This window comes from Microbacterium sp. zg-YB36 (assembly GCF_024623575.2).
GTDB lineage: Bacteria > Actinomycetota > Actinomycetes > Actinomycetales > Microbacteriaceae > Microbacterium.
In genome coordinates this window covers 323,364-350,155 of sequence record NZ_JANJFD020000001.1, presented here as the reverse complement: position 1 = coordinate 350,155, position 26,792 = coordinate 323,364, and the positions used below count along the sequence as shown (strand labels likewise).

Genomic DNA, 26,792 nt, shown 5'->3' with positions numbered 1-26,792 from the left:
CGCAGCACAACCGAACAGCACGCCGTGCTCCGAATCAGGTCGTAGGGGAAGACGCACCTGACGAAGGAGAAACCATGGCGACACCACAAGCGCGCGGAGTGATCTTCATTCACTCAGCGCCGCGGGCGTTGTGCCCCCACCTCGAGTGGGCTGTCGGGCGAGCGCTCGGCCGCGCCGTGAACTTCGAGTGGGTCGAGCAGCCGGTGCTGTCCGGCAGCCGCCGGGCCGAGTTCTACTGGGAGGGTCCTGCCGGCACCGGCGCGGCCCTCGCGACCGCGATCCGCGGCTGGGAGCACCTGAGGTTCGAGGTGACCGAAGACCCCACGCCCCGCAGCGACGGCGGCCGGTGGCTGCACACACCAGGTCTGGGCATCCACTACGCGCAGACCGACAGCGCCGGCAATGTGGTGATCGGCGAAGACCGGGTGCGCTACGCGATCGAAGTCGCCGCCGGTGACCCGATGGAACTGCAGCGTGAGCTGCAGGTCGCTCTGGGCGCCGCGTGGGACGAAGAACTCGAGCCGTTCCGTCACGCCAGCGACGACGCACCTGTCGTCTGGCTGCACAAGGTCGGCTGACAGCTTCAGGCGGTGCGCGGCGCCAGTATCGGACCTCGGTGAGAACTCCCGGGGACCGGGACAACGTCCGCTCCGTCTGATCACGAAAACGCCCCCGGATGCCCGACGAGTCGGGTGTCCGGGGGCGTGGTGCTTTCGCTCAGGCCGAGCGGAAGGCGGCGACGGCGTTGTGCCCGCCGAAGCCGAACGAGTTGGTGATCGCGAGCTGGTCACCGTCGCCAAGCGGCGTCGGCTCACCCGACAGGCGGAACGGCACGGCCGGGTCCTGTTCGGTCAGGTTGATCGTGGGCGGTGCCACGCGGTCGCGCAGGGCCAGCACCGTGAAGATGGCCTCGAGCGCCCCCGTGCCGCCGAGCAGGTGCCCGGTGGATGCCTTGGTGGCGGAGACCGGGATCTCGTCGACGCGAGACCCGAACACGGCCTTCAGAGCCTGGTATTCGTTGGGGTCGCCGACGGGCGTGGAGGTCGCGTGGGCGTTGACGTGCGTCACGTCGTCGGCCGAGGCGTCGGCCTGCGCGAGCGCCATCTCGACGGCGCGAGCAGCGCCCGTGCCCGCGGGGTCGTTCGCGGTGATGTGGTACGAGTCCGCGGTGACGCCGCCGCCGGCGACGACAGCGTAGATCTTGGCGCCGCGCGCCTTGGCGTGCTCCTCGGTCTCGAGGATCAGCACACCGGCGCCCTCGCCCATGACGAAGCCGTCACGGTCGATGCTGGCCGGCCGCGATGCGGTGGCGGGATCGTCGTTGCGACGCGAGAGCGCCTGCATCGAGGCGAACGCGGCGAGGGTGATCGGGTGGATCGCCGACTCGGTGCCACCGGCGATGACGACGTCGGCCAGACCAGCTCGGATGTGCTCCACGGCGTTGACGATCGACTCCGTGCTCGACGCGCACGCGCTGGCCACGGTGCGCGCATACGCGCGGGCACCGAAGTGAAGCGAGAGGTTGCCCGCGGCGGCGTTGGGCATGAGCATCGGCACCGTCATCGGCATGACCCGACGCGGCCCCTTCTCACGCAGCGTGTCCCAGGCATCCAGCAGGGTCCACACGCCGCCGATACCGGTGGCGAAGTCCACGCCGAGGCGTTCGGGGTCGACCTCGGGTGAGCTGGCATCCGCCCACGCCTCCATCGCCGCCACCATCGCGAACTGCGACGCCGGGTCCAGACGCTTGGCGACGGGTCGGTCCAGCACCGTGTCGGGGCGAACGGCAGCCTGCGCCGCGAACGTGACCGGCAGCTGGTACTTCTCGACCCAGTCGTACTCCAGCGTGCGCGAACCGGAGACACCGGTCAGCAGGGCCGACCAGCTCTCGGGCGCGGTGCCGCCGATCGGCGACGACGCACCGATCCCGGTGACGACGATGCGGGGACTGCTCATGTGGTGCTTCCTCCAACGGAGCCGTGGGGGCCGAAGCCCCCACCGCTACCGGCTCAGGCCTGGTTGGACGTGATGTATGTGACGGCGTCGCCGACGGTCTTGAGGTTCTTGACCTCTTCGTCCGGGATCGTCACGCCGAACTTCTCCTCGGCGTTGACGACGATCGTCATCATCGAGATGGAGTCGATGTCGAGGTCGTCGGTGAACGACTTCTCCAGCGACACCTCTTCGGCAGAGATGCCGGTCTCGTCGGTGATGAGCTCTGCGAGCCCGGCGAGGACCTCTTCGGTGCTGAATGCCATGGGTATTCTCCTGTTTCTTCTGGGTCTTCGGCCCGGGCGGGCCGTATTTCAGTCTAGGGTTGCCGGTCTCCCACTCAGGGGAGCACGACCACCTGCGCGCCGAACACCAAGCCGGCGCCGAAACCGATCTGCAGGGACAGACCGCCCGACAGTTCCGGGTGCTCTTCGAGCAGGCGGTGGGTGGCGAGTGGGATGGATGCCGCGGAGGTGTTGCCCGTGGTTTCGATGTCGCGGGCGATGACGACAGAGTCGGGCAGCTTCAGCTGCTTGGCGAACTCGTCGATGATGCGCATGTTCGCCTGGTGGGGGACGAACGCGGCGAGGTCGGCGGCCGTGACGCCCGCGGCATCCAGTGCCTGCCGGGCGACCTTCGCCATCTCCCACACCGCCCAGCGGAAGACCGTGGGGCCTTCCTGGCGGAGCGTCGGCCACGGCGCCTTCCCGTCGCGGAAGTCGACGAGGGTGGCGTTCATGCCCACCGCGTCGGACTTCGAACCGTCGGAGCCCCACACGGTGGGTCCGATCCCGGCGAAGTCGCTGGGACCGATCACGACCGCGCCAGCGCCGTCGCCGAGGAGGAAGGAGATCGACCGGTCGGTCGGGTCCACGATGTCACTGAGCTTCTCGGCGCCGATGACGACGGCGTAGTGGGCGGCGCCCGCGCGGATGAGCGCATCCGCCTGCGCGACGGCGTACGCGAAGCCCGCACAGGCCGCGTTGACGTCGTACGCTGCCGCCGGGTTCGCCCCGATGCGGTCGGCCACGATCGCCGACACGGAGGGAGTCTGCTTCGGGTTGGACACCGTCGCAACGATGACCGCGTCGATCTGACCGGGCTCCACGCCCGAGCGGGCCACCGCCTCGGCGGCGGCCTCGGAAGCGAGGTCCACGGCGGTGGTCTCGGCGACGGCGCGTGCGCGGGTGACGATGCCGGTGCGCTGGCGGATCCACTCGTCACTGGAGTCGATGGCGCCGACGAGGTCGTCATTGGGCACCGACACTTCGCCGCGCGCCGCGCCGTAGGCGTAGATGCGCGTGTGCGCCGCGCCGGAGGACTGGCGGAGGGTTGCGCTCATGTTCATGCTCCCAGCAACGCCGCAGCTGCGGCGAGATCGTCGGGCGTCTTCACTGCAACCGTTGGTACACCCCGGAGGGCCCGCTTGGCGAGCCCGGTGAGCGTGCCGGCGGGGGAGAGCTCGATGATGCCCGTGACGCCGCGCTCGGCGAACGACGCCATGCACAGGTCCCAGCGCACCGGCGAGGCCACCTGGGCCACCAGCAGGTCGAGGGCCTCACGGCCGGCGGAGACGGTCGAGCCGTCGTGGTTGGTCCACAGCGTCATCGCAGGGTCGGCGGGCTGCACGTCGGCGGCGGCACTGCGCAGCGTCTCGACGGCGGGCACCATGTAGCGGGTGTGGAAGGCTCCGGCCACCTGCAGCGGGATCACCCGGGTGGCCCGCGGCGGCGCGGCGGCAAGCTCGGCAAGGGGGGCGAGGGCGCCGGCGGCGACGATCTGCCCGCCGCCGTTGTAGTTCGCCGGTGTGAGGTCGAGTTCGGTCAGCCGCGCGAGCACGGCATCCTGGTCGCCGCCGATGACGGCGCTCATTCCGGTCTGTTCCCGCGCGGCGGCGTCGGCCATGGCGCGACCGCGGATGCCGACCAGGCGCATGCCTTCGTCGGCCGTGAGCACACCGGATGCCACGAGCGCCGTGATCTCGCCGACGGAGTGGCCCGCCACGCCCTGGGGCTGAGCCGGTGCGACGTCCTGGAGAGCGGCCCACGACAGCAGTCCCGCCGCCACGATGAGCGGCTGGGCGACCGCGGTGTCGCGGATGCGATCGGCATCCCACTCGGTACCCGCGGCGACCAGATCCACACCGGCGGCGTCAGAAGCCTGCGCGACACGGTCGGTGGCTCCGTCGAGCTCGAGCCAGGGGGAGAGGAACCCGGGGGTCTGCGAGCCCTGGCCCGGGAAGACGGCAATGATCACTTAACCCATCCTGCCAACATCGGGCGCCCGGGTTCTGGCGAACGCGTCACAAGAAACGGACGAAGCCTTGTGAACCCGACACAATCCGCCACGGCGCTCAGACGTGCTGCCGGCGATGCGGGGTGGGCCGGCGACGCGCGGCATCCGTCCCGATGGAGCCGAGCACCAGGGCCGTCTGCAGGATGAGAGCTTCGCGGGGCCCGGTGGCATCCCAGCCGATCACGTCGGAGACCCGCTTGAGCCGGTAGCGCACCGTGTTGGGGTGCACGAACAGTTCCCGCGCCGTGGCCTCGAGCGAGCGCCCGTTGTCCAGGTAACTCCACAGGGTCGCGACCAGGTCGGTGCTGTGGGCCTGCAGGGGCCGGTAGATGCGCTCCACGAGCGTCTGCTTGGCCACCGGGTCGCCCGCCAGCGCGCGCTCGGGCAGCAGGTCGTCGGCTTCGACCGGGCGCGGGGCGTTGCGCCAGGCACGCGCGACGGCGAATCCGGCCAGGGCGGCGCGAGCGCTCTGGCTCGCCTCCACCAGTGCCGGCACGGCAGGGCCGAGCACGAGATAGCCGGGGCCGAAGCAGGGCTCCAGCCGTTGCGCGATCTCGGTGAACGGCAGTTCGTTCTCTGGAGTCTCCTCGCGCCCCGGCGGGCGGGACCTGCCGATGACGAGCACCAGGCGCAATCCCTGCACACCGATGAGCACGTCGACGTCGAGCTTGCGCGCCGTACGGCGCACCTGGTCCACGTCGAACTGCGGCGGCGTCGTGCCCACCAGCACCGCGACCTCGCCATGACCGTGCCAACCGAGCGCCGCGATCCGGCTGGGCAGTTCTTCGTCGGTCTCGCCCGTGAGGATCGAGTCGACCACGAGAGCTTCGAGGCGCGCATCCCAGAGACCGCGCGCCTCGGCGGCACGGGCGTAGACGTCGGCTGCCGCGAAGGCGACCTCCCGCGAGTACAGCAGGATCGCCTCGCCCACATCCTCGGCACGCCCGGTCACCCGCTCCTCGGTGACCGCGACGGTCACCCGGATCAGCTGCAGCGTCTGGGTGAGGCTGACACTTCGCAGCAGCTCACGGGGAGCTGCTGCGAAGATGTCAGCCGCAATCCACGGCGTCGAGGTCGGGTCGTCGTACCACTGGATGAACGACGTGATCCCGGCCTGGGCGACCAGGCCCACCGACGATCGGCGCGCCGGCGGCATCTCCGCGTACCAGGGGAGCGTGTCCTCCAGTCGCTTGATGGTCGCCGAGGCGAGATCGCCCGAGACACGTCGCAACCAGGCGAGCGTCTCAGCTTTCTCCGATGCTGTCGGGCGGGATGCCATGCGGTTTATCAGCTCTCGCCGCCCGCATTGCCGCTGGTGCCGGCGGTGACGTCGTACAGACGGTACTTGTCGATCGCCTGCGCGGACAGGCCGCGGTCGACCACGCCCTCCTCGGCAAGCGCCTGGAGCGTGCGCACCACGATCGACGGGCCGTCGATCTTGAAGAAGCGACGCGCAGCGGGGCGGGTGTCGGAGAAACCGAAGCCGTCGGCGCCGAGCGTGACGAACCGCTGCGGAACCCAAGGCCGGATCTGATCCTGCACAGCGTGCATGAAGTCACTGACGGCCACCACGGGACCCTGCGCCTCGCGCAGCTTCTCGGTGAGGTAGGCCGTGCGCGGCTCATCCGCGGGGCGCAGGAAGTTGTGCTCGTCGGCGGCGAGTCCGTCGCGGCGAAGCTCCGACCACGAGGTGACCGACCACACATCGGCGATCACGCCCCAGTCGTCCTTCAGCAGACGCTGGGCCTCAAGTGCCCACTGCACACCCACGCCCGACGCCATCAGCTGTGCGCGAGGGCCTTCGCCCTCACCGACCGAGATGCGGTGGATGCCGCGGACGATGCCGTCCACGTCGACCCCCTCGGGCTCGACCGGCTGCACGTAGGGCTCGTTGTACACCGTGAGGTAGTACATGACGTTGGGATCCGGGTGGGTCCCGCCGTACATGCGCTCCAGACCGGTACGCACGATGTGGGCGATCTCGTAACCGAACGCGGGATCGTAGGAGATCGTCGCCGGGTTCGTGGATGCCAGCAGCAGCGAGTGCCCGTCGGCGTGCTGCAGACCCTCGCCCGTCAGGGTGGTGCGGCCTGCGGTCGCACCGATGATGAACCCGCGGGCCATCTGGTCGCCGGCTGCCCACTGAGCGTCGCCGGTGCGCTGGAAGCCGAACATCGAATAGAAGATGTACACCGGGATCAGCGGCTCACCGTGCGTGGAGTACGACGTTCCCACGTTGGTGAACGCTGCCACCGCGCCGGCCTCGTTGATGCCGACGTGCAGGATCTGGCCCTGCGGGCTCTCCTTGTACGCCAGCAGCAGCTCGCGGTCGACGGAGGTGTAGTTCTGACCGTGCGGGTTGTAGATCTTCGCCGTCGGGAAGTACGCGTCCATGCCGAACGTGCGCGCCTCGTCGGGGATGATCGGCACGATGCGGTGACCGAAGCCCTTGGAGCGCAGCAGATCCTTCAGCAGGCGGACGAACGCCATCGTGGTGGCGATCTCCTGCGTGCCCGAGCCCTTCTTCGGCAGCGCGTAGGCGGTGTCGTCGGGGAGCGGGATGGGCACGTGCTTGGTGCGCCGCTCCGGCAGGAACCCGCCGAGGCTGCGACGACGCTCCACCATGTAGCGGATCGTCTCGTCCTCCATGCCGGGGTGGTAGTACGGCGGCAGGTACGGGTTCTCCTCGAGCTGAGCATCCGTGATCGGGATGCGCATCGAGTCGCGGAAGTGCTTGAGGTCCTCGAGCGTCATCTTCTTCATCTGGTGCGTCGCGTTGCGCCCCTCGAAGTGATGACCGAGCCCATAACCCTTGATCGTCTTGGCGAGGATGACCGTCGGCTGGCCCTTGTGGGCCTTGGCGGTCTGGTACGCGGCGTAGACCTTCTGGTAGTCCAGTCCGCCGCGGCGGAGCTTGCCCCAGATGTCATCGTCGGACCAGTCCTCGACCATCTTCGCGGTGCGCTCATCGCGCCCGAAGAAGTGGTCGCGGATGTACTTGCCGTCTTCAGCGCGGTACGTCTGGAAGTCGCCGTCGGGCGTGGTGTTCATCAGGCGAACCAGCGCGCCCTCGTCGTCCTGCTGCAGCAGCTCGTCCCAGCCGCGTCCCCAGACCACCTTGATGACGTTCCAGCCGGCGCCGCGGAAGAAGCTCTCCAGCTCCTGGATGATCTTGCCGTTACCGCGGACCGGGCCGTCGAGGCGCTGCAGGTTGCAGTTGACGACGAAGGTCAGGTTGTCCAGACCCTCGTTGGCAGCCACCTGCAACTGGCCGCGGCTTTCGACCTCGTCCATCTCGCCGTCACCGAGGAACGCCCACACGTGGGAGTCGGAGAGATCCTTGATCCCGCGGTTGGTGAGGTACTTGTTGGTCATCGCCTGGTAGATCGCGTTGATCGGTCCCAGACCCATCGACACGGTCGGGAACTGCCAGTACTCCGGCATCAGGCGCGGGTGCGGGTACGACGGCAGACCGTGGGGCGCCTTCGACGCCTCCTGACGGAAGCCGTCGAGCTGCTCGGTGGTCAGACGCCCCTCGAGGAACGAGCGGGCGTAGATGCCGGGGGAGGCGTGACCCTGGATGAAGACCTGGTCGCCGCCCGACGGGTCGTCGAGGCCGCGGAAGAAGTGGTTGAAGCCGACTTCGTACAGCGACGCGGACGAAGCGTAGGTCGAGATGTGACCGCCGACACCGATGCCGGGCCGCTGGGCGCGGTGCACGGTGACCGCGGCGTTCCAGCGGATCCACCGGCGGTACCGGCGCTCCAGCTCCTCGTCACCGGGGAACTCAGGCTCGTTCTCGGGCGCGATGGTGTTGATGTAGTCCGTCGTCGGAACCTGCGGCACATTCAGCTGCAGTTCGTGGGACTTCTGCAGCAGGCTCAGCATGATCTCCCGGCCACGGCCGGAGCCGCGGGAGTCGACGAGCTGCGAAAGCGACTCTTGCCACTCCGCGGTCTCCTCGGGATCGCTGTCGAGAGCCTCCTGCGAGTACGGATCCTGATCGTTGACAGTCACGGATGACCTTTCTCGTATGGCAGATCGTGCCAGGCACTCACGATGCGGGCCGTGCGGGCTCTTGTCAGCACCACACAACACGCCATCATTCAGCCTACCCACTAGGCGGCTGCTCGTGGCGTCGACCGCACACCGATCCGAGCGAGCGGAACGGGTGCGGAAGTGATGTCGTGGCCGGTACCAGGATCGAACTGGTGACCTTCTCCGTGTAAAGGAGCTGCGCTACCGCTGCGCCAACCGGCCATCAGCCATCCTAGGCCTCGGCCGGCGGGGTGCGCGGGAGGTAGGTTGGGAGGGTGAATGCCAGCCCAACCGACCAGCGTCGACTTCTCGACATCGCCGAACTCGACGCACGCATCGGACAGGCCGAGCGCCTCCGCAGCAACCCGCCGCAGGCTGCCCGCGTGAAGGAGCTGCTCGCGCAGCGCCAGACCTACCAGCAGGAGCTCACCCGCATGCTGGGTGTGCGCGACGACGCGCGCACCGAACTGTCGCGCATCGAATCCGATGTCGCGGTGGTGCAGGCCCGCAGCAACCGTGACGCGCAGCGGCTTTCCACCAGCGCCAATGCCAAGGAAGCGCAGGGTCTCGAGAGCGAGATCGCGTCGCTGGCCAAGCGCAAGAACGCGTTGGAAGATGCCGAGCTCGAGGTGATGGAGCGCCTGGAGCGGTGCGACGCCGACGTCACCGCGCAGGAGAAGTTGATCGCCGAGACCAACGCGGAGGGTAGCCGGCTTTCCGACGAGGCGAAGGCCGTCGTCACCGACGCGACCGCCCGGCTCGAGGAGGCCAAGCGCGATCGCGCGGCCCTCGTCGCCTCGCTCCCCGACGCGCTCATCGCCCTGTACGACCGCATTGCCGCGCGTTCGACCGGCGCTGCGCTGCTGCGTCGGGGCACGTGCGAGTCCTGCCGCATGGTGCTGTCCGAGACCGATGTGCAGGCAATCCGCCAGTCGACTGCGGACGCCGTGCTCACCTGCCCCGAGTGCGGCTGCATCCTCGTGCGCACGGAGGAGTCCGGCCTGTGACCGGCACGGCCGGTGGCCGAGTCTGACCCCGCGCCGACGTGGATCGTCGTCGGCCGCACCGCCGACGGCGTCGCCGTCGCACTGCTGGACGCTGACGGCACCGAGACCGGGCGGCGCCCCGTCGCGGATCTGCCGGCGTGGGTGGCCGAGACCGAGGCGACCCACGCGCCCCGCTGGGTGTGGAACGACACCCCGTCGTGGTACGACGCCATGCTCGCCACCGGCATCCGGGTCGCGCGCTGTCACGACCTGCGGCTGAGCCACGCCATCCTGCGGGACTGCATGTACGTCACCGACGCCGCAGCCCTCCACGCCGCCGGCGACTGGGATGCGGCGGTCGGCGACATCGGCGACGCCCCGCCCGCCCTGTTCGAACTGGATGCGGTTCCAGGCAGAGCGCTGCCGGACGGCCTCGACGATGCGCTGGCGGAGTTCCGCCGGCAGCGCGACGCGCTCGCCTCGGCACGGGATCCCGCCCGCCTGCGACTGCTGATCGCCGCGGAGTCGGCCGGCGCGTTGCTTGCCGCCGAGATGCGCGCAGCGGGCCTGCCGTGGGACGCCGATGCCCACGACGCACTGCTCACCGGGCTGCTCGGTTCCCGCCCTCCCGCCGGCGGCGTGCCGCGCGAGTTGGAGCGGGCGGCGGGCCGCGTGCGCGAAGCGCTGGGGGACCCCACCGCGTCGCTGGACTCGCAGCCGAAGCTGCTGCGGGCGCTGCACCGGGTCGGAGTGCTGGCGCAGTCGACCAGCAAGTGGGAGCTGGCCCAGTACGACCATCCCGCGATCGCTCCGCTGCTGGAATACAAGAAGCTGGCACGACTGATGAGCGCCAACGGCTGGGCGTGGCTGGACGAATGGGTGCGTGACGGCCGGTTCCACCCGGTGTACGTGCCCGGCGGGGTGGTCACCGGCCGCTGGGCCTCGTCGGGTGGGGGTGCGCTGCAGCTGCCGCGCCAGCTACGCGGCGCGGTGCGCGCCGATCCCGGCTGGGTGCTCGTGGTCGCCGACGTCGCCCAGCTGGAGCCGCGCGTGCTCGCGGCGATGTCCGGCGACACCGCTCTGGCCGACGCCGCGCGCGGCCGCGATCTCTACGCCGGCATCGTCGCGCGCGGAGCGCTGCAGACCCGCGCCGAGGCGAAGGTCGCGATGCTCGGCGCGATGTACGGCGCGACGACGGGCGACAGCGGCCGTCTCGTGCCGGCGCTGCGGCGGGCGTTTCCCCGTGCGATGGCCCTGGTCGACGACGCCGCGCGCATCGGCGAGGGCGGCGGCATCGTCGCCACCCGGCTCGGTCGCACCTCACCCCCGGCCTCCGGGGACTGGCGCGCCGCTCAGGGGCGTGCCGGCGAGGCGGAGGCGACGGATTCCGATGAGTCGCGGGCGCGTCGCTGGGCACGCGACCGCGGCAGGTTCACCCGCAACTTCGTGGTGCAGGGGACCGCCGCGGAGTGGGCGCTGGCGTGGCTGGCCGATCTGCGCGGCCGTCTCGCCGCGCTGCCCCCGGTGCCGCAGCACGAAGCCGCGCCGCGCTCGGGTGCGGCCTTCGAGCGCCGCGCGCACCTGGCGTTCTTCCTGCACGACGAAGTGATCATCCACGCGCCGGCCGCGCAGGCGGATGCCGCAGCGCAAGCGGCCGTCGACGCCGCGGACGCCGCGGGACGGCTGCTGTTCGGCTCGTTCCCACTGGATTTCCCGCTGGATCTGCGCATCGCCGAGTCCGCACAGAAGGACTGACTCAGCGGCACGCGACGTCGGCCCCCGTGGTCAACGAGGGATCGTTGAGCAGCGGCGTGTGCAGCAGGTGCGGGGCGACGGGGCCGGGCTCGGGGGCGATGAAACGGAACTCGAGGGTGTTCACCTCTGCCGGGGACAGGTTCACCCGCGCCAGGCTCGTCGGAAAGCCGTCGTCCACGGCATCCACTGCGGGCTCGGGTTCACCGTTCTTGCGCACCTCGTCGACGAACCAACCAGGCGGTGCTGCCACTGACACGTTCGTTCCGATGTCGCCCCAGGCCGTACCCCACAGCCCGCCCCCGGTCAGACTGATCGGCAGCATCGGGTCGGCGTCCGCCGGTGCGGTGCTCCCCATCGTCAGCAACACAGAGACCTCGGCGCGCCCATCGGAGCGGCAGATGGCGGCGCCGGTGGCGATGTCGACGTGCAGGAAGGTGCCCATCTTGCCGCCGGTGGCGTCGTTGAAGTACACCGCGAACGCATCCTCCCCGGCGGCAGCGTGGCGCGCACCGGGGCCGGCCAGCGCGGTGCCCACCAGCACCGCCTGTTCGTCGGGCTGCGCACTCCACAGCGACACCCGCCCCTGCGCGAGCGGCGTGGACAGCGCCTGCGCCCACGCCACCGGATCGATGCCGCCGGTCGCGAGACGCTGGAACAGTGCCTCGGTCGCCGACTGCAGGAACGCCGTCTGACCGACGGAGTCCAGCGCGACATACGGGTCGACGAGCAGCCGCTGCACGAGGTTGTCCGCCGTGAGCTCAGTGCCGTCGCCGAGCACGGCGGGGCCGGTGACGGCGAGGAGAGCACGCACCACGAGCGGGTCGATCGACAGCACCGCGTCCGGGGCCGCCCCGCCGCGTTCCTGCCACCACGCCGAGGCCAGCTCGGCGGTCAGTTCGAAGTCCGCCGTCATCGACGCGTTCTGCACGAAGCGCGCAACCACGTCGCCGTGCAGGTGCGTCGTCGCGTCGGGGACCGGCAGCAGCGGGGCAGTCAGGTGCGGGAATTCCCCCGAGTCGGCCTGTTCCAGCAGCGTCACCCGCCCGGCATCCGCCGACAGCAGGGCGAACGAACCGGTGATCCCGCCGCCGGTGCGCAGTTCGGCGTTGTTCTGGATGACCACCAGCACCGTGCGCGGCTCCTCGGCACCGAGGATGCCGGGAAGCACCGCCGTGGCATCCGCGATTCCCGCCGCAGCCGGCGCACCGACCGCGACGGCGTCGCGCAGCGCGGCCACCCCGGCGGCGACCGGCGGCAGCAGCGCGTCCACGTCGATCAGCGCGAGCTTCACCGCGGCGGCGTTGAGGACGCTCGCCGCGCGCAGGAGCGGTTCGTGCGCCGCGGCGAGAGCATCAAGGTCGACCACCGTGTCCTGGCCGCCGGTGCCGAAGGTGGCGGCGACGCCCGGTAGCGGTGCGACCGCGTCGGCGACGGCTGTGGTGTGCCGGGCGACCGTCGCCAGTGCCGCGACGTCACCGCCGAGCAGCGGCAGCGCCTCGGCCACGCCCCACACCGGGTCGGCAGCGGCCTGGGCGGCACGGTGCGCGTCGCCCTGCACGGATGCCAGGGCGGACTCGAGAGCGGACAGATCGCGCGCCTCGACCGCTGCCGGCAGGCTCCGCACTGCGGCGGCGGCCTGCGCCAGCCCGGTGCCCGCGACCAGGACCCGGGTGGTGAGCCAGCCGAACGCCACCAGGAGCAGGCAGAGCATCCCCACGCTCGCCCACACCATCGCGCGTACCGGCCCGCCGCGCCGCGCAGGCGCGGTGGCGGTCACCGCCGTCACCCCTGGCGGCGACGACGACGCAGCAGCAGCAGCAGCCCCGTGCCGCCGAGCACGATCACCCCACCGGCGATCGCGGCGGGCAGCACGCCGCCGAGCGTGCCGCCGGTGACCGCGAGACCCGCCGCGGCGGGGCGTGGCCCCGTGACGCAGTCCGGACTGGTCGGCGGGTAGGCCAGCGCCACGGCGATCTGCGGGTTCACCTCGAGCACGGCGGAGATGCGCCCGCGCACCCAGGCGAAGTTGCCGTCGGTCTGCGTCCAGGCACCGTCGACCAGTTCCCAACCGGGCCAGCCGGTCGGGTTGCCCGCGGCATCCACCGATGCCCCCGGCCACAGCACCCGGCCCGACAACTCGTTGCCGACCAGCTCGCCCAGGGCGATGGTCGTGCTGTGAGCGCCGTCGCTGAGCACCAGTCTCGCCGTGGGAGCGGTGACCTGTGAGTCCGGGTCGGTGAGCGTCACCGAGTACTGGATCCAGGGCACATCCCGGTCGCACTCACCGACCGCGGACGACCCGGCCAGCGTCGGTTCCTCCGGCGTCTTCGGCGTGTAGCCGTCCGTCGCCTCGGCCACAGCAGCACCACCGCCCGGCCGAGTCGATGTGGCGTCCGTGGCCGCGGATGCCGCAGCGGGCACCCCGATCACCACGAGCGTCGCGAGCGCGATCGCAGACAGCGACAAACGAATAGTCATCATGCCTCCCCAAAGGCTGATGGCGGGCACCCCCGTGCCCATTCCCCAATAGTCGCGAGGCTAGCGCACCGATGCGCTCCTCGGCAATCATCGCCGCGGATAGACTCTTAGCGCGAATGGGTCGGCTGGATGGTCGCGTCGCGGGAAACCGCGCCGAGGAACGTCCGGGCTCCACAGGGCAGGATGGTGGGTAACACCCACCCGGAGTGATCCGCGAGACAGTGCCACAGAGAGCAGACCGCCAGGACTTCGGTCCCGGTAAGGGTGAAAGGGTGGTGTAAGAGACCACCGGGGTCGTGGTGACACGACCCGCAAGGTAAACCTCGTCCGGAGCAAGGCCATACAGGGGATGTTGACGCTGCCCGCCGAGTCCCCGGGTAGGCCGCTAGAGCGGCACGGCAACGTGTCGCCGAGAGAGATGGCCATCGACGGGGCTTTCAGCCCCCGAACAGAACCCGGCGTACAGGCCGGCCCATTCGCACCTCTCAGGCCGTCGTCGCCTCGACGAGCGTGTCGGCCGCGCCGGCCACGGCATCCGTCCCGTCGCTGGCCAGTGCGAGGGCAGCCGCGCCGATGATGCCGGCGTTGTTGCGATGCACGGCCGGGACGATCGGGGTCTTCAGGTCCAGCAGCGGCAGGAACTGATCGGCGTGCTTGGAGACGCCGCCGCCGACGATGAACAGGTCGGGGCTGAAGAGGAACTCCACGTGGCTGTAGTACCACTGCAGACGCTCGGCCCACTGCTGCCAGTCCAGCCGTTCCCGCTCCATCGCCGAATACGCGGCATACGCTTCGGCGTCGGTGTCGTGACCCGCCCGCTGCAGGTGCCCCAGCTCGGAGTTGGGCACCAGCACGCCCTCGTGGATCATCGCGGAGCCGATCCCGGTGCCCAGTGTGGTGAGGATCGTCAGGCCCGACACTCCGCGGGCCGCGCCGAAGCGCAGCTCGGCGACGCCGGCAACGTCGGCGTCGTTGGCGAAGTGGATGTCGCGGCCGAGGCCGTCTTCGAAGAACTTCTCCGCCCCGAACCCGATCCAGGTGTCGGCGACGTTGGCGGCCGACAGCGTGCGGCCGTGCTTCACGATCGCGGGGAACGCCACACCCAACGGCACGTCAGCGTCGGCGACGCCGAGCGTGTCGAGCACGACGCGCACGGCGGCGAGCACGTCCGCTGGTTCCGCACCGGCGGGCGTTGCCACCTTCACCCGGTCGCTGATGAGGGTTCCGGACTCGAGGTCCACCAGGCCCCCCTTGATGCCGGTGCCGCCGATGTCTACTCCGACTGCACGGATCGCTTTGGTTGCCATGTGTCCAGCCTATCCAGCCCGGAGGCACCCCTCAGTAGGATCGGCCTTGCACACCGACGAGGGAGCAGATCATGACCAGCGGCGCCGAGAAGTACTGGTACAACCTGACGACGGGCAAGGTCGAGCGAGGCTTCGAGTCTCCAGCGATCGACCGCGCCGGTCCCTTCGACACCGAGGAGGAGGCCGCGAAGGCCCCCAAGCTGCTGGCGGAACGCTCGCGCGCGTGGGCGGAGGACGACGCCCGCGACGACACGTGGGGCAGCGGCGCCGCCGGGAGCCGCGCGGGCACCGACGACCAGTAGGCTGGCGGAGGCGACACCCGCCGGAGGGATGGCGATGGACAAGCAGCGTGACTTCGTACTGCGCACGATCGAGGAGCGCGGCGTCAAGTTCGTCCGCCTGTGGTTCACCGATGTCATCGGGACCCTCAAGTCGGTCGCGATCGCACCCGCCGAGGTGGAGGGCGCCTTCACCGAGGGCCTCGGATTCGACGGTTCCGCCATCGAGGGGCTGACCCGCTCCTACGAGTCGGACCTGCTCGCCCACCCGGACCCGACGACGTTCCAGGTGCTGCCGTGGCGCGGGGAGATCGACCCCACCGCTCGCATGTTCTGCGACATCACGACCCCCGACGGACAGCCGGCGGTCGCCGACCCGCGGCATGTGCTCAAGCGCACGCTCGCGAAGGCCGCCGATGCGGGATTCACGTTCTACACGCATCCGGAGATCGAGTTCTACCTTCTGAAGTCGTCCTCGTACGGCCCCGAGGGCCCCGAGCCCGTCGACTCCGCCGGCTACTTCGACAACGTCCCCGGTGGCACGGCGCACGACTTCCGCCGCCGCTCCGTCCGCATGCTCGAAGACCTCGGCATCTCGGTCGAGTACAGCCACCACGAAGGTGGACCGGGTCAGAACGAGATCGACCTGCGCTACGCCGATGCCCTGGCCACCGCGGACAACATCATGACGTTCCGCACGGTGGTCAAGGAAGTTGCCATCGAGCAGGGCGTGTATGCCACGTTCATGCCCAAGCCCCTCAGCGGCAAGCCCGGCAGCGGCATGCACACGCACATGTCCCTGTTCGAGGGCGACCGCAACGCCTTCTACGAGGAGGGCGCGCAGTACCAGCTCTCCCGCACCGGCCGCCAGTTCATCGCGGGGCTCCTGCACCACGCACCCGAGATCACCGCGGTCACCAATCAGTTCGTGAACTCCTACAAGCGGCTGTGGGGTGGCGACGAGGCCCCCAGCTTCATCTGCTGGGGCCACAACAACCGCTCCGCTCTCGTGCGCGTGCCGATGTACAAGCCGCACAAGGGCCAGTCGTCGCGGGTGGAGTACCGCGGCCTGGATTCCGCGGCCAACCCGTATCTCGCGTACGCACTCATGCTCGCTGCGGGCCTGAAGGGCATCGAAGAGGGCTACGAGCTGCCGCCTGAGGCCGAGGACAACGTGTGGTCGCTCAGCGACGCCGAGCGTCGCGCCCTGGGCTACCCGCCGCTGCCGGCGAGCCTCGACCGCGCGCTGGAGCGCATGGAGGAATCCGAGCTGGTCGCCGAGACTCTCGGCGAGCAGGTCTTCAACTACGTGCTGCTCAACAAGCGTCGCGAATGGCAGGAGTACCGCTCCCAGGTCACGCCGTTCGAGCTGAAGAGCAACCTGGAGATGCTCTAGACCCCCGCGTATGGCCACGAATGAACGTTCGTCGGCTCTCACCGACCTGGCACGCCGGGGCTTCACCCGCCTCGACGACGCGGACCGGTTGTTCGCCGAGTTGGAGCAGACGCTCGGCGTGGACCGGACGCTCATCGTCACCGATGCGGATGTCGCCGCCGACCCGAGCGGTGCGCTCGAGGCGTTCGCGCGCATCGCCAGGCGCGACCCTGAACCGGTGCGGGCGTTGTTCGCACCCGGCGCGTCCGCCCGCTCCGCGTGGGCGCTGCTGGGCGCCTCCAGCGGGTTCGGGGAGTTCTTCCTGCGGCATCCACCCGAGCTGACCCACCTGCCGGCCACCGCCGAGACCCTCCCGACAGCCGACGAACTGAGCGCGAGCCTGCTGCAGTCGGTCGGCGCGCTCGACGGCTTCGCCGCGACGGGTGACGACGATGCGTGGGTCGCGCTGCGGGTGCGCTACCGCCGCATGCTCGCCCGCATCGCGGTGTTCGACCTGCTGAGCCCGGCCCCCGAGGATGTGCTCGCGGTCGTAGCGGCAGCGCTGGCGGATGCCGCCGGGGCCGCCCTGGAGGCCTCACTGTGCGTCGCGCGCACGCGGGTGAGCGGACCCACCGGCCCGGGACTGTTCTCGCGGGAGCATGTCGCGGCGACGCAGCTGGCGATCATCGGGATGGGCAAGGCCGGCGCACGGGAGCTGAACTACGTCAGCGACGTCGATGTGATCTTCGTGGGCGGCGCCGACGACGACATGCTCAGTGAGCTCAGCGAGAGCCGCGCCATCGACATCGCGACGCGGCTGGCGGTGCTGACGATGCGCGGCATCTCCAGCGTCGAGATCGAGCCGCCGCTGTGGGAGGTCGATGCCAACCTGCGCCCGGAGGGCACACAGGGCGCCCTGGTGCGCAGCCTCGATTCACACCTGGCCTACTACGACCGCTGGGCCAAGAGCTGGGAGTTCCAGGCGCTGCTGAAGGCCAGGCCGCTCGCCGGCGATGCCACGCTGGGCGCCCGCTACGTCGACGCGGTGCAACCGAAGATATGGACCAGCGCGGCGCGCGAGAACTTCGTCGACAGCGTGCAGCGCATGCGCGAGCGGGTCACCGAGCACATCCCCGCCGAAGAGGTGGCCTACCAGTTGAAGCTCGGCCCCGGCGGCATCCGCGACATCGAATTCACCGTGCAGCTGCTGCAGCTGGTGCACGGCCTCGCCGACGAGGCCATCCGGCAGCGGGGCACGCTCGACGCGCTCGAGGCGCTCGTCGCGGAGGGATATATCGGGCGGGCGGATGCCGCCGTGTTCTCGCGGGACTACCGCCTCCTGCGGGTACTGGAGCATCGCCTGCAGCTCCGAGGGCTCAGCCGCACGCACCTCATGCCCCGCACCCCCGAGGGGCTGCGGGAGCTGGCCCGCGCATCGCACCTCGCCGGCACCGGCGACGGGGTCTGGAAGCTGTGGGAGTCGGTCAAGCGCGAGGTGCGCGAGATTCACGTGCGGCTGTTCTACAAGCCGCTGCTGTCGGCGGTGGCGGCGCTGCCCGCCGAAGAGCAGACGCTGTCGATGGCGCAGGCGCACGACCGACTGGCGGCCATCGGATTTCAGGACCCGGCGGGGGCGCTGCGTCACATCGGCGCTCTCACCAGCGGGCTGAGCCGCAAGGCGGCCATCCAGCGGCACCTCATGCCGGTGATGCTGCGCTGGTTCGCGGACGGCGTGGACCCTGACTACGGGCTGCTGGCCTTCCGGCGCATCAGCGAGCGGCTGGGGGATACCCCGTGGTTCCTGCGGATGCTTCGGGACTCCTCGGGAGCGGCCGAGCGACTCACCCGTGTGCTGTCGGGCTCGCGCTACGTCGGCGACCTGATGGAGTGGATCCCCGAGTCGGTGGCATGGCTGGACTCCGGTGAGCAGCTGCGGCCCCGTGCCGGCGTCGTGCTGGAGGATGAGGCACGCGCCATCCAGGCGCGGCACACCTCGATCGAGGACGCGATGCGGGCCGTGCGGGCCCTCCGCCGGCGCGAGCTCCTGCGCCTGGCGATGGCGTCGATGCTGGAAGACCTCACGATCGAGCAGATCGCCCACGCCTTGACGACGGTCACCGAGGTCACGATCCAGGCGACGCTGCGCGCCGTCCGCCGCGAGGTCGTGCCGCCCGAGGACGCCGAGCTTGATTTCTCGGTCATCGCGATGGGCAGGTTCGGGGGAGCGGAGTTGGGGTTCGGCTCTGATGCCGACGTGATCTACGTCTACCGGGCGAACGGCGTGGACGCGCAGCGCGCGCACGAGCTGGCACTGAAGCTCGTCGCCGGCCTGCGTAACCACTCCGAGGACAACCGCGTGCCGCTGGACCTCGACGCCGACCTGCGTCCCGAGGGGCGCAATGGGCCGCTCGTGCGTTCCCTGGACGCCTATGCGGAGTACTACCGCCGCTGGTCGGTGTCATGGGAGGCGCAGGCACTGCTGCGGGCGCGGGGGGTCGCAGGCAGCACAAAGCTGATCCAGGCCTTCACCAAGGTCGCCGACGACGTGCGCTATCCGGCATCCGTCGATCCGCAGGCGGTGCGCGAGATCAAGCGCATCAAGGCGCGGGTCGAGAACGAACGTCTCCCGCAGGGCGCCGACCGCACGCGTCACCTCAAGCTGGGACCCGGTTCGCTCAGTGACGTGGAGTGGCTCGTACAGCTGCTGCAGCTGCAGCACGGCCACGAGCTGGCGGGGCTGCGCACGACCTCCACGATCGCGGCGCTGCAGGCTGCGGTCGACGCGGGGCTCGTGCCGGATGCCGCGGCCGACCTGCTCGCGCACGCGTGGCGGCTGTCCAGCCGGCTGCGTTCGGCGAACACGCTGCTGTCGGGGCAGACCAGCGACATCCTGCCCGCCGACCGCCGGCGCCTGGACGGCATCGGCCGGCTGCTGGAGTACCCGCCGCGCTCGGCAACCCGGGTGGAAGAGGACTACCTCGGCGCCACCCGGCGCGCCCGGCGCGTGTTCGAGAAGCTCTTCTACGGGTGAGCCCGGTGCTTCAGGTGGCAGTTGTGGTCGCTTGACCCGCGTCCGAGCGGCACGCACTGCCACCTGAACCATCAGGCATCCGCTTCAGGTGGCAGTTGTGGTCGCTTCACCCGCGTGCGAGCGGCACGAACTGCCACCTGGGCTACTGCGGGCTGACCGCCACCTGCTAGAACTGGCGGTCGGCCACGCTCACTCGCTGCGCATCGCGCAGTGCCTGTACGACGCGGTCGGTGCCCACGGGCGCGGCGGGGGCGGACAGCATGCTCTCCGCGGGTACGGTCGGGTCGGCCAGGTAGAGGCGGGTGTATGCGAGCGCTTCGGGTTCGAAGCGCCAGCTGTCGCGGTGGGCACCCGCGTCGACGGTGTCGAAGCCCAGCCGATGGATCAACTCTGCGGCCGTCTGCTTCGCCTCGTCATCGTCTCCGGCGATCGGCAGCGCGGATCGGTCCGTCGCGCCCGCAGGGCGGGCCAGCAGCGGGATGTGGTGGGCGAGGATGTTGGAGAACGCCTTCACCACGTGCGCGCCGGCGAAGTGCTGCTGCACCCGTTCGCTGGTCGTCACGGCATGGGAGTCCAGCTCGGCGATACGACTGTCGCGGTAGGGGTAGTAGTTGCTGGTATCGAGCACCACTTTTCCGTCGAAGAGACTCGGTGGCACGTCGCTGACGGCAGTGAGCGGGACGGAGAGCACGACGACGTCGCCGGCCGCGGCGGCTTCTTCCACGGTGCCGGCGGTGGCCAGGTCACCGAGATCGCGAACCAGGTCAGCGAGGCTCTCCGGTCCACGGGAGTTGGCGATCACGATGGGAATCCCTGCGCCGACGGCGAGCCGCGCGATCGCTCCGCCGATACTTCCGCTGCCGATAATTCCGAGGGTGTTCATGGTGGTCTCGTCTCAGTCGGGCGAGGTCGCACCGCGAAGGAGGGCGCGACCGGCAGAACCCGCCAGCTTACGCGACGGAGCCCCGGTTCTCACCGGCTCCTCATCGGAGAAGCCGGGAGAGCCGGGGCTCGGTCGTGGCGTCAGCGCCGCTCAGACCCCGAAGTACAGCTCGTACTCGAACGGGTGCGGGCGCGCGGCGAGCGGCTTGATCTCGTTCTCGATCTTGTACTCGATCCACGTCTCGATCAGCTCGGGCGTGAACACGTTGCCGCGCGTGAGGAAGTCGTGGTCGGCACGCAATGCCTCCAGCGAGTCCAGCAGCGAGTTCGGCACCTGCGGGATGTTCTTGGCCTCCTCGGGCGGCAGCTCGTAGAGGTCCTTGTCCACCGGCTCGTGCGGCTCGATGCGGTTCTGGATGCCATCCAGACCGGCCATCAGCTGCGCCGCGAAGGCGAGGTAGGGGTTGCCCGAGGCATCCGGCGCGCGGAACTCCACACGCTTGGCTTTGGGGTTGGACCCGGTGATCGGGATGCGGATGGCAGCGGAGCGGTTACCGGCCGAGTACACCAGGTTGACGGGGGCTTCGTAGCCCTTCACCAGACGACGGTAGGAGTTCAGCGTCGGGTTGGTGAACGCCAGCAGCGCCGGCGCGTGGGCGAGGATGCCGCCGATGTACCAGCGCGCGAGGTCGGACAGCTGCGCGTAGCCCTTCTCGTCGTAGAAGAGCGGCTTACCTTCGAGCCACAGCGACTGGTGGGTGTGCATGCCCGAGCCGTTGTCGCCGAACAGCGGCTTGGGCATGAAGGTCGCGACCTTGCCCCACTCCAGCGCGGTGTTCTTGACGATGTACTTGAACTTCAGGATGTCGTCAGCCGCGTGCACCATGGTGTCGAAGCGGTAGTTGATCTCGGCCTGGCCGCCGGTGCCCACCTCGTGGTGCGCGCGCTCCAGGATCAGCCCGGCGTCGATGAGCCGCAGGCTGATGTCGTCGCGCAGGTCGGCCTGCTTGTCGACGGGGCTGACGGGGAAGTAGCCACCCTTGTAGGGGGTCTTGTTGGCGAGGTTGCCACCCTCCTCGGCACGGCCGGTGTTCCAGGCGCCCTCTTCGGAGTCGACGTGGTAGAAGCTCGTGTTCTGCTTCACTTCGTAGCGCACGTCGTCGAAGATGTAGAACTCGGCCTCGGGGGCGAAGAACGCCGTGTCGGCGATGCCGGTGGAGGCGAGGTACTTCTCAGCCTTCTTGGCGACCTGGCGCGGGTCCTTGGCATAGATCTCGCCGTTACGCGGGTTGTAGATGTCGAAGATCATGATCAGCGTCTTCGCTTCGCGGAACGGGTCGAGGTATGCCGTCGACACGTCCGGGATCAGCTGCATGTCGGACTCGTGGATGTTCGCGAAGCCGCGGATCGACGAGCCGTCGAAGAGCTGACCGACGGTGAAGAACTCTTCGTCGACCGTGGAGGCAGGGATGTTGAAGTGCTGCTGCACACCCGGGAGGTCCGTGAAACGGATGTCGAGGAACTTGACGTCCTCGTCCTTGATGAACTTCAGCACCTCGGATGAATCACGGAACATGCGTTCTCCAAAGGTGGGGCTTGGTGTCGGGACCCGTCGGGACGGGCACTTACGAACTTAGTCGGAGGGAGTTGCTCCGCAGTATCCCCGACGTTTCGGGCGTGTTACGCGAGGCCGTTAGGCTTGGGATGTGCCCGAAACCCCGATCGACAACGCCTACCCCGGGGAGCGACTGGGCTTTCCCGCCACCGGCTCCGGCAGCATCGCCCGCCTCGGGCGCCGTGTGGGAGCGCTGTTCATCGACTGGATCAGCGCATACGTCATCGCCGTCGCCATCACGGTGGTGACCACGGGCGACTACGCGGCGGATTCGCTGCTGATCCTGTCGATCTTCGCGATCGTGCAGGTGCTGTTCATCCCGACCATCGGCGGCAGCCCTGGCCACCGCCTGCTCGGCATGCGGGTCAACCTGGTCACCGGGGGCTGGCCGGGACTGTGGCGGCCGATCGTGCGCACGCTGCTGCTGATCGTCGTGATCCCGGCCGCGATCTGGGATGCCGACCAGCGCGGTCTGCACGACAAGGTTGCCGGCACCGTGCTGGTTCCCGCGTAGCGCGGACGGCCGCGCCGCATCGTGTCGACCCAGCCTGGCCCCTAGCGCCGGTCGTTCGGTCGCCGCATCCGCACCCCTCGGCACGCCCGAGGGTCCTTTTGTGACGACCCAGCTCCCGCCGGTCGCGTTCGGTCGTCGCGTCCGCACCCCTGCGGCCACGCGACAGGGCAATTCGTGACGACCCAGCCGCGCCCGGTCCCGCGTAGCGGCCCAGCCCGACTCGTCAGCGAGGGCGCGGTGCGCGTGCCTTGGTCGGGTCGATGCCCTTGGGGATCGGCAGCGAGGTCACCGACTTCGACACGGAGTCGACGCGCTTGATGACGGCCGCCATCGTGGCGCGGTCGATCTTCTTGGGCAGCTTCTTGATGGTGGATGCCAGCTTGGAGATGTGGACCTCATCCGCGCCGTGGCCGATGTAGAGCACGGTGACGGGCACGCCCGAGGCGACACGCTGCACTTTGGCGCGTTCGTCGGCGACGAGCCGCGTGAGCCGACCGCGTGCGCCTTCGCCGATGATGACGACACCGCCGCGACCGATCACCCGGTACACCGCGTCCTGCGTCTTGGGGTTGACCCCCACCGGCATCTCGTTCGCCTGCCAGTTGCGCCCGAGACCCGACGAGAGGATGTGGCCGGCAGCGCCGGGCATGCCGTCGATCTTGCGGTACATGGCGCGCGTGGACAGCCGCGTCATGGTGATCATCGCGCCGAGGAGGCCGGCCATGAGGCCGCTGATGCCCCAGAGGATGACGCTCCACACGGCGACCGGCGGGACGAGGAATCCGATTCCGATACCCGCCGCGATGCCGAGGATGATGATCCCGATGAGCACCCACGCCAGCCACGGGTAGGCCTGCTTCGTGAAGACGAAGAGGGAGCGGAGCTGGGAGAAGAAGCCCGGGCGCTTCTCGGGTGCGGGCGTGCGTGCTGCCATACCCCCAGCCTACCTTTGAGCGCGCCCTGACTCCTGCACAGTGTGCAGTTCTCGGAGCGTATCCCCGGATGCCGCATCCCGCCTTCCCGGGTTCGGCCGGTGCCGCGCAGACTCGTCGGATGAGCACCCGCGCACACGCCGCCGCCGCGCCGCCGGCCGGTAGCGGAACGGTGGTGCGCGTCGTGAGCGACGGCACGCCGTGGCCGGGCGCGATCGTGCGCGAAGACGACGGGCGCGCCACCCTGCACGTGGACGTGACGTTGTTACAGGAGACCGCCGTGTGGTGCGCCGCAGCCGACCGCCACCTGCTGACTCCGGTCGACATCGTGCGCACCGCCGGCGGGCAGGAGGCGGTGTTTGCGCTGTGCCAACAGCGCCTGGACGACCTGCTGCGATCGCGGGCCGAGGCCGGAGCGGAATTGGCTGCGGGCGAGTGCGTCACCGTCGCGGTGAGCGTGCTGCGCGGTACCGCGGAAGCCGGCGACGCGCCGTGTGGACACTGGTGGCTCACCGAGGAGGGGCGCCCGGTGCTGGCGCTGGGCGGCGATGCGTCGGCGGTGGATGCCGCGCGCGGCATCCTGGCCCTGTTGCGAGAACACGCACGCGGTGAGCTGGCCACTGCCCTGGCAGCAGCACTCGACGCGGTCGCCGACCCTCGTGCCGACCTCGCGGAGGCGGAGGACGCGCTGTTCGCCGCCGCAGCGCCCACCCCGCTCATCACGACGGTGCTGGCGCCCGCCCGCGCCCGGTCGGTGGCCACCGCGCTGCGCGCCGAGACGCCCGCGCCGCGATCGGCGCTGCGTGCCACCATCGAGCGGCACGTCGACACCGAGGTGGCCGATCGGGTGCTGGGCGCGCGTGAGGACCTGCGGGAGCGATGGGCGGTGCGCCGCGCGCGACGGGCCGAGCGTCGAGCGGCGCGGGTCACGAAAGCCTCGCCGCGGACGCTGAAGGAGGCCAGCGATCCGAAGCCGCCTACCGTGCGCGTGCGGCGGCGTGCGCCGCTGCTGACCGGCGCAGCGGTGGCGGCGGTCGTACTGGGCGCGGGGCTGCTGTGGCCTGCGGACGAACCGTCATCGGCCGGGTCCTCGGCGCCGCCGCCTGCCGCCAAGCCGTCCACCGCAGCGACGGCGGAAGCGACGCCAGCGCCGGACGGGCCTGCGGCCGCGCCCGCGCCGGATCCGGCAGCAGCCACCGACCCCGTGGCGATCGCCGATGGGCTGCTGAGCGCGGCATCCGCCTGCGCAGACGAGGGGTGTCGGGACGCGCTGCGCGAGATGCCCGGCCGGCCGGTGATCGACGGCGTGCTGAGCCTCCCGGCAGGCGAGCGCCAGATCGTGCTTGTGGATGACTACGGGGGAGTCGCCGTGCTGCGCGTGTCGGCCCCAGCGGCGGGGAGTGCGCCGGACCGGCTGCTGGTCACTGTCGAGACCGACCAGAAATGGCTGATCCGCGACGCCTACGACGTCGCGGATCAGCCATGAGTGGATTCAGATTCAGATTCCGAGTGAGCCCTCGAAGTCCGCCGTCTCCAGGCGCGACTTCACCGCACCGAGGAAGCGAGCCGCGTCCGCGCCGTCGATGACACGGTGGTCGTACGACAGTGCGAGGTAGACGTAGGAGCGCACCGAGATGGCATCCTTACCGTCGACCGAGACGATGCCCGGACGCTTGACGACGGTGCCGGTACCGAGGATGGCCGTCTGCGGCAGGAACACCACGGGGGTGTCGAACAGCGCGCCGCGCGACCCGGTGTTGGTCAGCGTGAAGGTACCGCCGGCCAGCTCGTCGGGCTTGAGCTTGTTGTTGCGCGTACGAGCGGCGAGATCGGCGATCTCGTGGGCGATCTGAGCGAGGTTCTTGTCCGCGGCGTCGCGCAGCACCGGCGTGAGCAGGCCACGCTCGGTGTCGACGGCGATCGAGAGGTTCTCGGTCGCGGGGTAGACGATCTTGTCGCCGTCCACGGTCGAGTTGATCACCGGGAACGCCTTGAGCGCCTCAGCGGCGGCCAGGGCGAAGAACGGCAGGAACGACAGCTTGTCGCCGGTCTTCTCCTGGAACGTGCCCTTGACCTGGTCGCGGAACGTCGCGAGCTTCGTGACGTCGACCTCCACGACGGTGGTCAGCTGAGCGGTCTGCTGCATCGAGGCGACCGCACGCTCGGCGAGCACCTTGCGCAGGCGCGACATCGGCTGGGTCGTGCCGCGCAACGGCGAGACCTCGAGCGCCGGAGCAGCCGGGGCTGCCGCAGGAGCCGGAGCCTCGGCGGCGGGAGCGGGAGCGGCTGCCGCGAGCACGTCTTCCTTGCGGATGCGACCGCCCACGCCGGTGCCCTTGACCTTCGCGAGGTCGACGCCCTGCTGCTGAGCGAGGCGCCGCACGAGGGGCGTGACGTAGGTGAGCGAGTCGTCGTCCGCGGCAAGCGACAGCGACGGAGCCGGAGCGGCAGCGGGAGCCGGAGCAGCGGCCGGAGCCGGTGCAGCGGCGGGAGCCGGGGCTGCGGCGGGAGCGGGAGCTGCCTCCGGGGCCGGGGCGGCGGGCGCCTCGGCGGAGGGTGCAGGAGCAGCGGATGCCTCGGCAGGAGCAGCAGGAGCCTCGGCAGGAGCAGCAGGAGCCTCGGCGGCAGGAGCACCCGAGCCGATGCGGGCCAGCGCAGCGCCGACCTGAACCGTCTCGTCCTCCTTGACCAGGATCTCCACCAGCGTGCCGGCGAACGGAGCCGGGATCTCGGTGTCGACCTTGTCGGTCGAGATCTCCAGCAGGGGTTCGTCCACGGCGACGTCGTCACCGATCTGCTTGAGCCAGCGGGTCACGGTGCCCTCGGTGACGCTCTCACCGAGTTCGGGCAGCAGCACGTCCTTGGCATCCGATGAGCTCGCCGGCGCGGCGGCAGGCTGCTCGGCCGGAGCCGGCGCTTCTGCCTGAGCCGGGGCCGGAGCCTCAGCGGGGGCCGGTGCCTCGGCGGGCGCCTCGGTCTGGGCGGGCGTCTCAGCCGCGGGGGCCTGGTCAGCGGGGGCGGCGGCACCAGAGCCGTCGCCGATCTTCGCGAGTACCGCGCCGACCTCGACGACCTCGTCCTCCTGGACGAGTATTTCCTGGATCACGCCGCTGACGGGGGAGGGGATCTCGGTGTCGACCTTGTCGGTCGAGATCTCCAGCAGACCCTCGTCCGCCTCGACCGTGTCCCCGACCTGCTTGAGCCAGCGGGTGACCGTTCCCTCGGTGACGCTCTCGCCGAGCGCGGGGAGGACCACGGAAGTGCTCATGGGCGTTGTCTCCTTATGATGACGAATTCATTGATGGCGAATTCTC

General features: G+C 70.1%; 21 protein-coding genes, 1 tRNA gene and 1 other RNA gene. 9 read left to right on the top strand and 14 right to left on the bottom strand.

Going from position 1 to position 26,792, the window contains the following annotated elements; all coding sequences use genetic code 11:
* Nucleotides 1-74: 74 nt before the first annotated feature.
* Complete coding sequence (locus tag NQ151_RS01685; RefSeq protein WP_257509739.1) at nucleotides 75-578, top strand: DUF3145 domain-containing protein; 504 nt, start codon at nucleotides 75-77, stop codon at nucleotides 576-578.
* 139 nt (nucleotides 579-717) lie between these two features.
* On the opposite strand, the gene NQ151_RS01680 is transcribed toward NQ151_RS01685, so the two are convergent.
* The 7 genes from NQ151_RS01680 to NQ151_RS01650 form a co-directional block, all read right to left on the bottom strand.
* Nucleotides 718-1,956 carry a beta-ketoacyl-[acyl-carrier-protein] synthase family protein gene (locus tag NQ151_RS01680; protein WP_257526817.1) on the bottom strand — a complete coding sequence of 413 codons (1,239 nt, stop codon included), beginning with the start codon at nucleotides 1,954-1,956 and terminating at the stop codon, nucleotides 718-720.
* 53 nt (nucleotides 1,957-2,009) lie between these two features.
* Nucleotides 2,010-2,258, bottom strand: coding sequence for an acyl carrier protein (locus NQ151_RS01675; RefSeq protein WP_257509741.1), 249 nt, complete (start codon nucleotides 2,256-2,258; stop codon nucleotides 2,010-2,012).
* A gap of 74 nt (nucleotides 2,259-2,332) precedes the next feature.
* The gene (locus NQ151_RS01670; RefSeq protein WP_257509742.1) at nucleotides 2,333-3,334 is read right to left on the bottom strand and encodes a beta-ketoacyl-ACP synthase III; all 1,002 of its coding nucleotides are present in this window, start codon (nucleotides 3,332-3,334) and stop codon (nucleotides 2,333-2,335) included.
* 2 nt (nucleotides 3,335-3,336) lie between these two features.
* Complete coding sequence (locus tag NQ151_RS01665) at nucleotides 3,337-4,248, bottom strand: ACP S-malonyltransferase (RefSeq protein WP_257526816.1); 912 nt, start codon at nucleotides 4,246-4,248, stop codon at nucleotides 3,337-3,339.
* A gap of 97 nt (nucleotides 4,249-4,345) precedes the next feature.
* On the bottom strand, nucleotides 4,346-5,566 hold the full coding sequence (locus NQ151_RS01660; RefSeq protein WP_257509744.1) for a PucR family transcriptional regulator: 1,221 nt from the start codon (nucleotides 5,564-5,566) through the stop codon (nucleotides 4,346-4,348).
* Nucleotides 5,567-5,574: 8 nt separating this feature from the next.
* Nucleotides 5,575-8,304 carry a pyruvate dehydrogenase (acetyl-transferring), homodimeric type gene (gene aceE / locus NQ151_RS01655; protein ID WP_257509745.1) on the bottom strand — a complete coding sequence of 910 codons (2,730 nt, stop codon included), beginning with the start codon at nucleotides 8,302-8,304 and terminating at the stop codon, nucleotides 5,575-5,577.
* Nucleotides 8,305-8,475: 171 nt separating this feature from the next.
* Nucleotides 8,476-8,547, bottom strand: a tRNA-Val gene (locus NQ151_RS01650).
* A 53-nt stretch (nucleotides 8,548-8,600) separates the two neighbouring features.
* Here NQ151_RS01650 and NQ151_RS01645 point away from each other — a divergent pair.
* Both NQ151_RS01645 and NQ151_RS01640 read left to right on the top strand, forming a co-directional pair.
* Nucleotides 8,601-9,332: a zinc ribbon domain-containing protein gene (locus tag NQ151_RS01645; RefSeq protein ID WP_257526815.1), complete on the top strand. Its 732-nt coding sequence runs from the start codon at nucleotides 8,601-8,603 to the stop codon at nucleotides 9,330-9,332.
* A 12-nt stretch (nucleotides 9,333-9,344) separates the two neighbouring features.
* Nucleotides 9,345-11,066 (top strand): bifunctional 3'-5' exonuclease/DNA polymerase, encoded by a 1,722-nt coding sequence (locus NQ151_RS01640; protein WP_257526814.1) that lies wholly within the window; start codon nucleotides 9,345-9,347, stop codon nucleotides 11,064-11,066.
* A gap of 1 nt (nucleotide 11,067) precedes the next feature.
* On the opposite strand, the gene NQ151_RS01635 is transcribed toward NQ151_RS01640, so the two are convergent.
* Nucleotides 11,068-12,843 (bottom strand): DUF4012 domain-containing protein, encoded by a 1,776-nt coding sequence (locus NQ151_RS01635; protein ID WP_257526813.1) that lies wholly within the window; start codon nucleotides 12,841-12,843, stop codon nucleotides 11,068-11,070.
* 5 nt (nucleotides 12,844-12,848) lie between these two features.
* Complete coding sequence (locus NQ151_RS01630; protein ID WP_257526812.1) at nucleotides 12,849-13,544, bottom strand: cell wall protein; 696 nt, start codon at nucleotides 13,542-13,544, stop codon at nucleotides 12,849-12,851.
* Between the two features lie 117 nt (nucleotides 13,545-13,661).
* Between NQ151_RS01630 and rnpB the strand changes: the two genes are divergently transcribed.
* Nucleotides 13,662-14,023, top strand: an RNA gene (rnpB, locus tag NQ151_RS01625) — RNase P RNA component class A.
* 6 nt (nucleotides 14,024-14,029) lie between these two features.
* On the opposite strand, the gene ppgK is transcribed toward rnpB, so the two are convergent.
* On the bottom strand, nucleotides 14,030-14,851 hold the full coding sequence (gene ppgK / locus NQ151_RS01620; RefSeq protein ID WP_257526811.1) for a polyphosphate--glucose phosphotransferase: 822 nt from the start codon (nucleotides 14,849-14,851) through the stop codon (nucleotides 14,030-14,032).
* A gap of 71 nt (nucleotides 14,852-14,922) precedes the next feature.
* Here ppgK and NQ151_RS01615 point away from each other — a divergent pair, with 71 nt between their 5' ends.
* From NQ151_RS01615 to NQ151_RS01605, 3 genes are read left to right on the top strand one after another with little or no spacing between them, the layout of a single operon-like run.
* A complete protein-coding gene (locus tag NQ151_RS01615) occupies nucleotides 14,923-15,153 on the top strand; it encodes an SPOR domain-containing protein (RefSeq protein ID WP_257526810.1) in 231 nt (76 codons plus the stop codon).
* A gap of 34 nt (nucleotides 15,154-15,187) precedes the next feature.
* Nucleotides 15,188-16,525 (top strand): type I glutamate--ammonia ligase, encoded by a 1,338-nt coding sequence (gene glnA, locus NQ151_RS01610; protein WP_257509752.1) that lies wholly within the window; start codon nucleotides 15,188-15,190, stop codon nucleotides 16,523-16,525.
* A 10-nt stretch (nucleotides 16,526-16,535) separates the two neighbouring features.
* Complete coding sequence (locus NQ151_RS01605; protein WP_257526809.1) at nucleotides 16,536-19,535, top strand: bifunctional [glutamine synthetase] adenylyltransferase/[glutamine synthetase]-adenylyl-L-tyrosine phosphorylase; 3,000 nt, start codon at nucleotides 16,536-16,538, stop codon at nucleotides 19,533-19,535.
* 166 nt (nucleotides 19,536-19,701) lie between these two features.
* Here the strand turns inward: NQ151_RS01605 and NQ151_RS01600 are convergent, their stop codons facing one another.
* A complete protein-coding gene (locus NQ151_RS01600) occupies nucleotides 19,702-20,418 on the bottom strand; it encodes an NADPH-dependent F420 reductase (RefSeq protein WP_257526808.1) in 717 nt (238 codons plus the stop codon).
* Between the two features lie 150 nt (nucleotides 20,419-20,568).
* Nucleotides 20,569-21,993, bottom strand: a complete 1,425-nt coding sequence (gene glnA / locus NQ151_RS01595; protein ID WP_257509755.1) for a type I glutamate--ammonia ligase — start codon at nucleotides 21,991-21,993, stop codon at nucleotides 20,569-20,571.
* A 130-nt stretch (nucleotides 21,994-22,123) separates the two neighbouring features.
* On the opposite strand from glnA (NQ151_RS01595), the gene NQ151_RS01590 reads away from it, so the two are divergent.
* A complete protein-coding gene (locus NQ151_RS01590; protein ID WP_257526807.1) occupies nucleotides 22,124-22,546 on the top strand; it encodes an RDD family protein in 423 nt (140 codons plus the stop codon).
* A 223-nt stretch (nucleotides 22,547-22,769) separates the two neighbouring features.
* Here NQ151_RS01590 and NQ151_RS01585 read toward each other — a convergent pair whose 3' ends face one another.
* Entirely contained in the window at nucleotides 22,770-23,480 is a 711-nt protein-coding gene (locus NQ151_RS01585) for a DUF4191 domain-containing protein (protein ID WP_257526806.1), read from the bottom strand.
* Nucleotides 23,481-23,599: 119 nt separating this feature from the next.
* On the opposite strand from NQ151_RS01585, the gene NQ151_RS01580 reads away from it, so the two are divergent.
* Entirely contained in the window at nucleotides 23,600-24,964 is a 1,365-nt protein-coding gene (locus NQ151_RS01580) for a hypothetical protein (protein WP_257526805.1), read from the top strand.
* 12 nt (nucleotides 24,965-24,976) lie between these two features.
* Here the strand turns inward: NQ151_RS01580 and sucB are convergent, their stop codons facing one another.
* Nucleotides 24,977-26,746: a 2-oxoglutarate dehydrogenase, E2 component, dihydrolipoamide succinyltransferase gene (gene sucB / locus NQ151_RS01575; RefSeq protein ID WP_257526804.1), complete on the bottom strand. Its 1,770-nt coding sequence runs from the start codon at nucleotides 26,744-26,746 to the stop codon at nucleotides 24,977-24,979.
* Nucleotides 26,747-26,792 lie beyond the last annotated feature (46 nt).

What these genes read in the sequence shown, in the direction of transcription:
- NQ151_RS01675 (WP_257509741.1), bottom strand. Translation starts at nt 2,258, where the DNA reads ATGGCATTCAGCACCGAAGAGGTCCTCGCCGGGCTCGCAGAGCTCATC.
- NQ151_RS01660 (WP_257509744.1), bottom strand. Translation starts at nt 5,566, where the DNA reads ATGGCATCCCGCCCGACAGCATCGGAGAAAGCTGAGACGCTCGCCTGG.
- NQ151_RS01685 (WP_257509739.1), top strand. Translation starts at nt 75, where the DNA reads ATGGCGACACCACAAGCGCGCGGAGTGATCTTCATTCACTCAGCGCCG.
- ppgK (WP_257526811.1), bottom strand. Translation starts at nt 14,851, where the DNA reads ATGGCAACCAAAGCGATCCGTGCAGTCGGAGTAGACATCGGCGGCACC.
- NQ151_RS01600 (WP_257526808.1), bottom strand. Translation starts at nt 20,418, where the DNA reads ATGAACACCCTCGGAATTATCGGCAGCGGAAGTATCGGCGGAGCGATC.
- NQ151_RS01580 (WP_257526805.1), top strand. Translation starts at nt 23,600, where the DNA reads ATGAGCACCCGCGCACACGCCGCCGCCGCGCCGCCGGCCGGTAGCGGA.
- NQ151_RS01615 (WP_257526810.1), top strand. Translation starts at nt 14,923, where the DNA reads ATGACCAGCGGCGCCGAGAAGTACTGGTACAACCTGACGACGGGCAAG.
- NQ151_RS01670 (WP_257509742.1), bottom strand. Translation starts at nt 3,334, where the DNA reads ATGAGCGCAACCCTCCGCCAGTCCTCCGGCGCGGCGCACACGCGCATC.
- NQ151_RS01585 (WP_257526806.1), bottom strand. Translation starts at nt 23,480, where the DNA reads ATGGCAGCACGCACGCCCGCACCCGAGAAGCGCCCGGGCTTCTTCTCC.
- glnA (WP_257509752.1), top strand. Translation starts at nt 15,188, where the DNA reads ATGGACAAGCAGCGTGACTTCGTACTGCGCACGATCGAGGAGCGCGGC.
- NQ151_RS01680 (WP_257526817.1), bottom strand. Translation starts at nt 1,956, where the DNA reads ATGAGCAGTCCCCGCATCGTCGTCACCGGGATCGGTGCGTCGTCGCCG.
- glnA (WP_257509755.1), bottom strand. Translation starts at nt 21,993, where the DNA reads ATGTTCCGTGATTCATCCGAGGTGCTGAAGTTCATCAAGGACGAGGAC.
- NQ151_RS01605 (WP_257526809.1), top strand. Translation starts at nt 16,536, where the DNA reads ATGGCCACGAATGAACGTTCGTCGGCTCTCACCGACCTGGCACGCCGG.
- NQ151_RS01630 (WP_257526812.1), bottom strand. Translation starts at nt 13,544, where the DNA reads ATGACTATTCGTTTGTCGCTGTCTGCGATCGCGCTCGCGACGCTCGTG.
- sucB (WP_257526804.1), bottom strand. Translation starts at nt 26,746, where the DNA reads ATGAGCACTTCCGTGGTCCTCCCCGCGCTCGGCGAGAGCGTCACCGAG.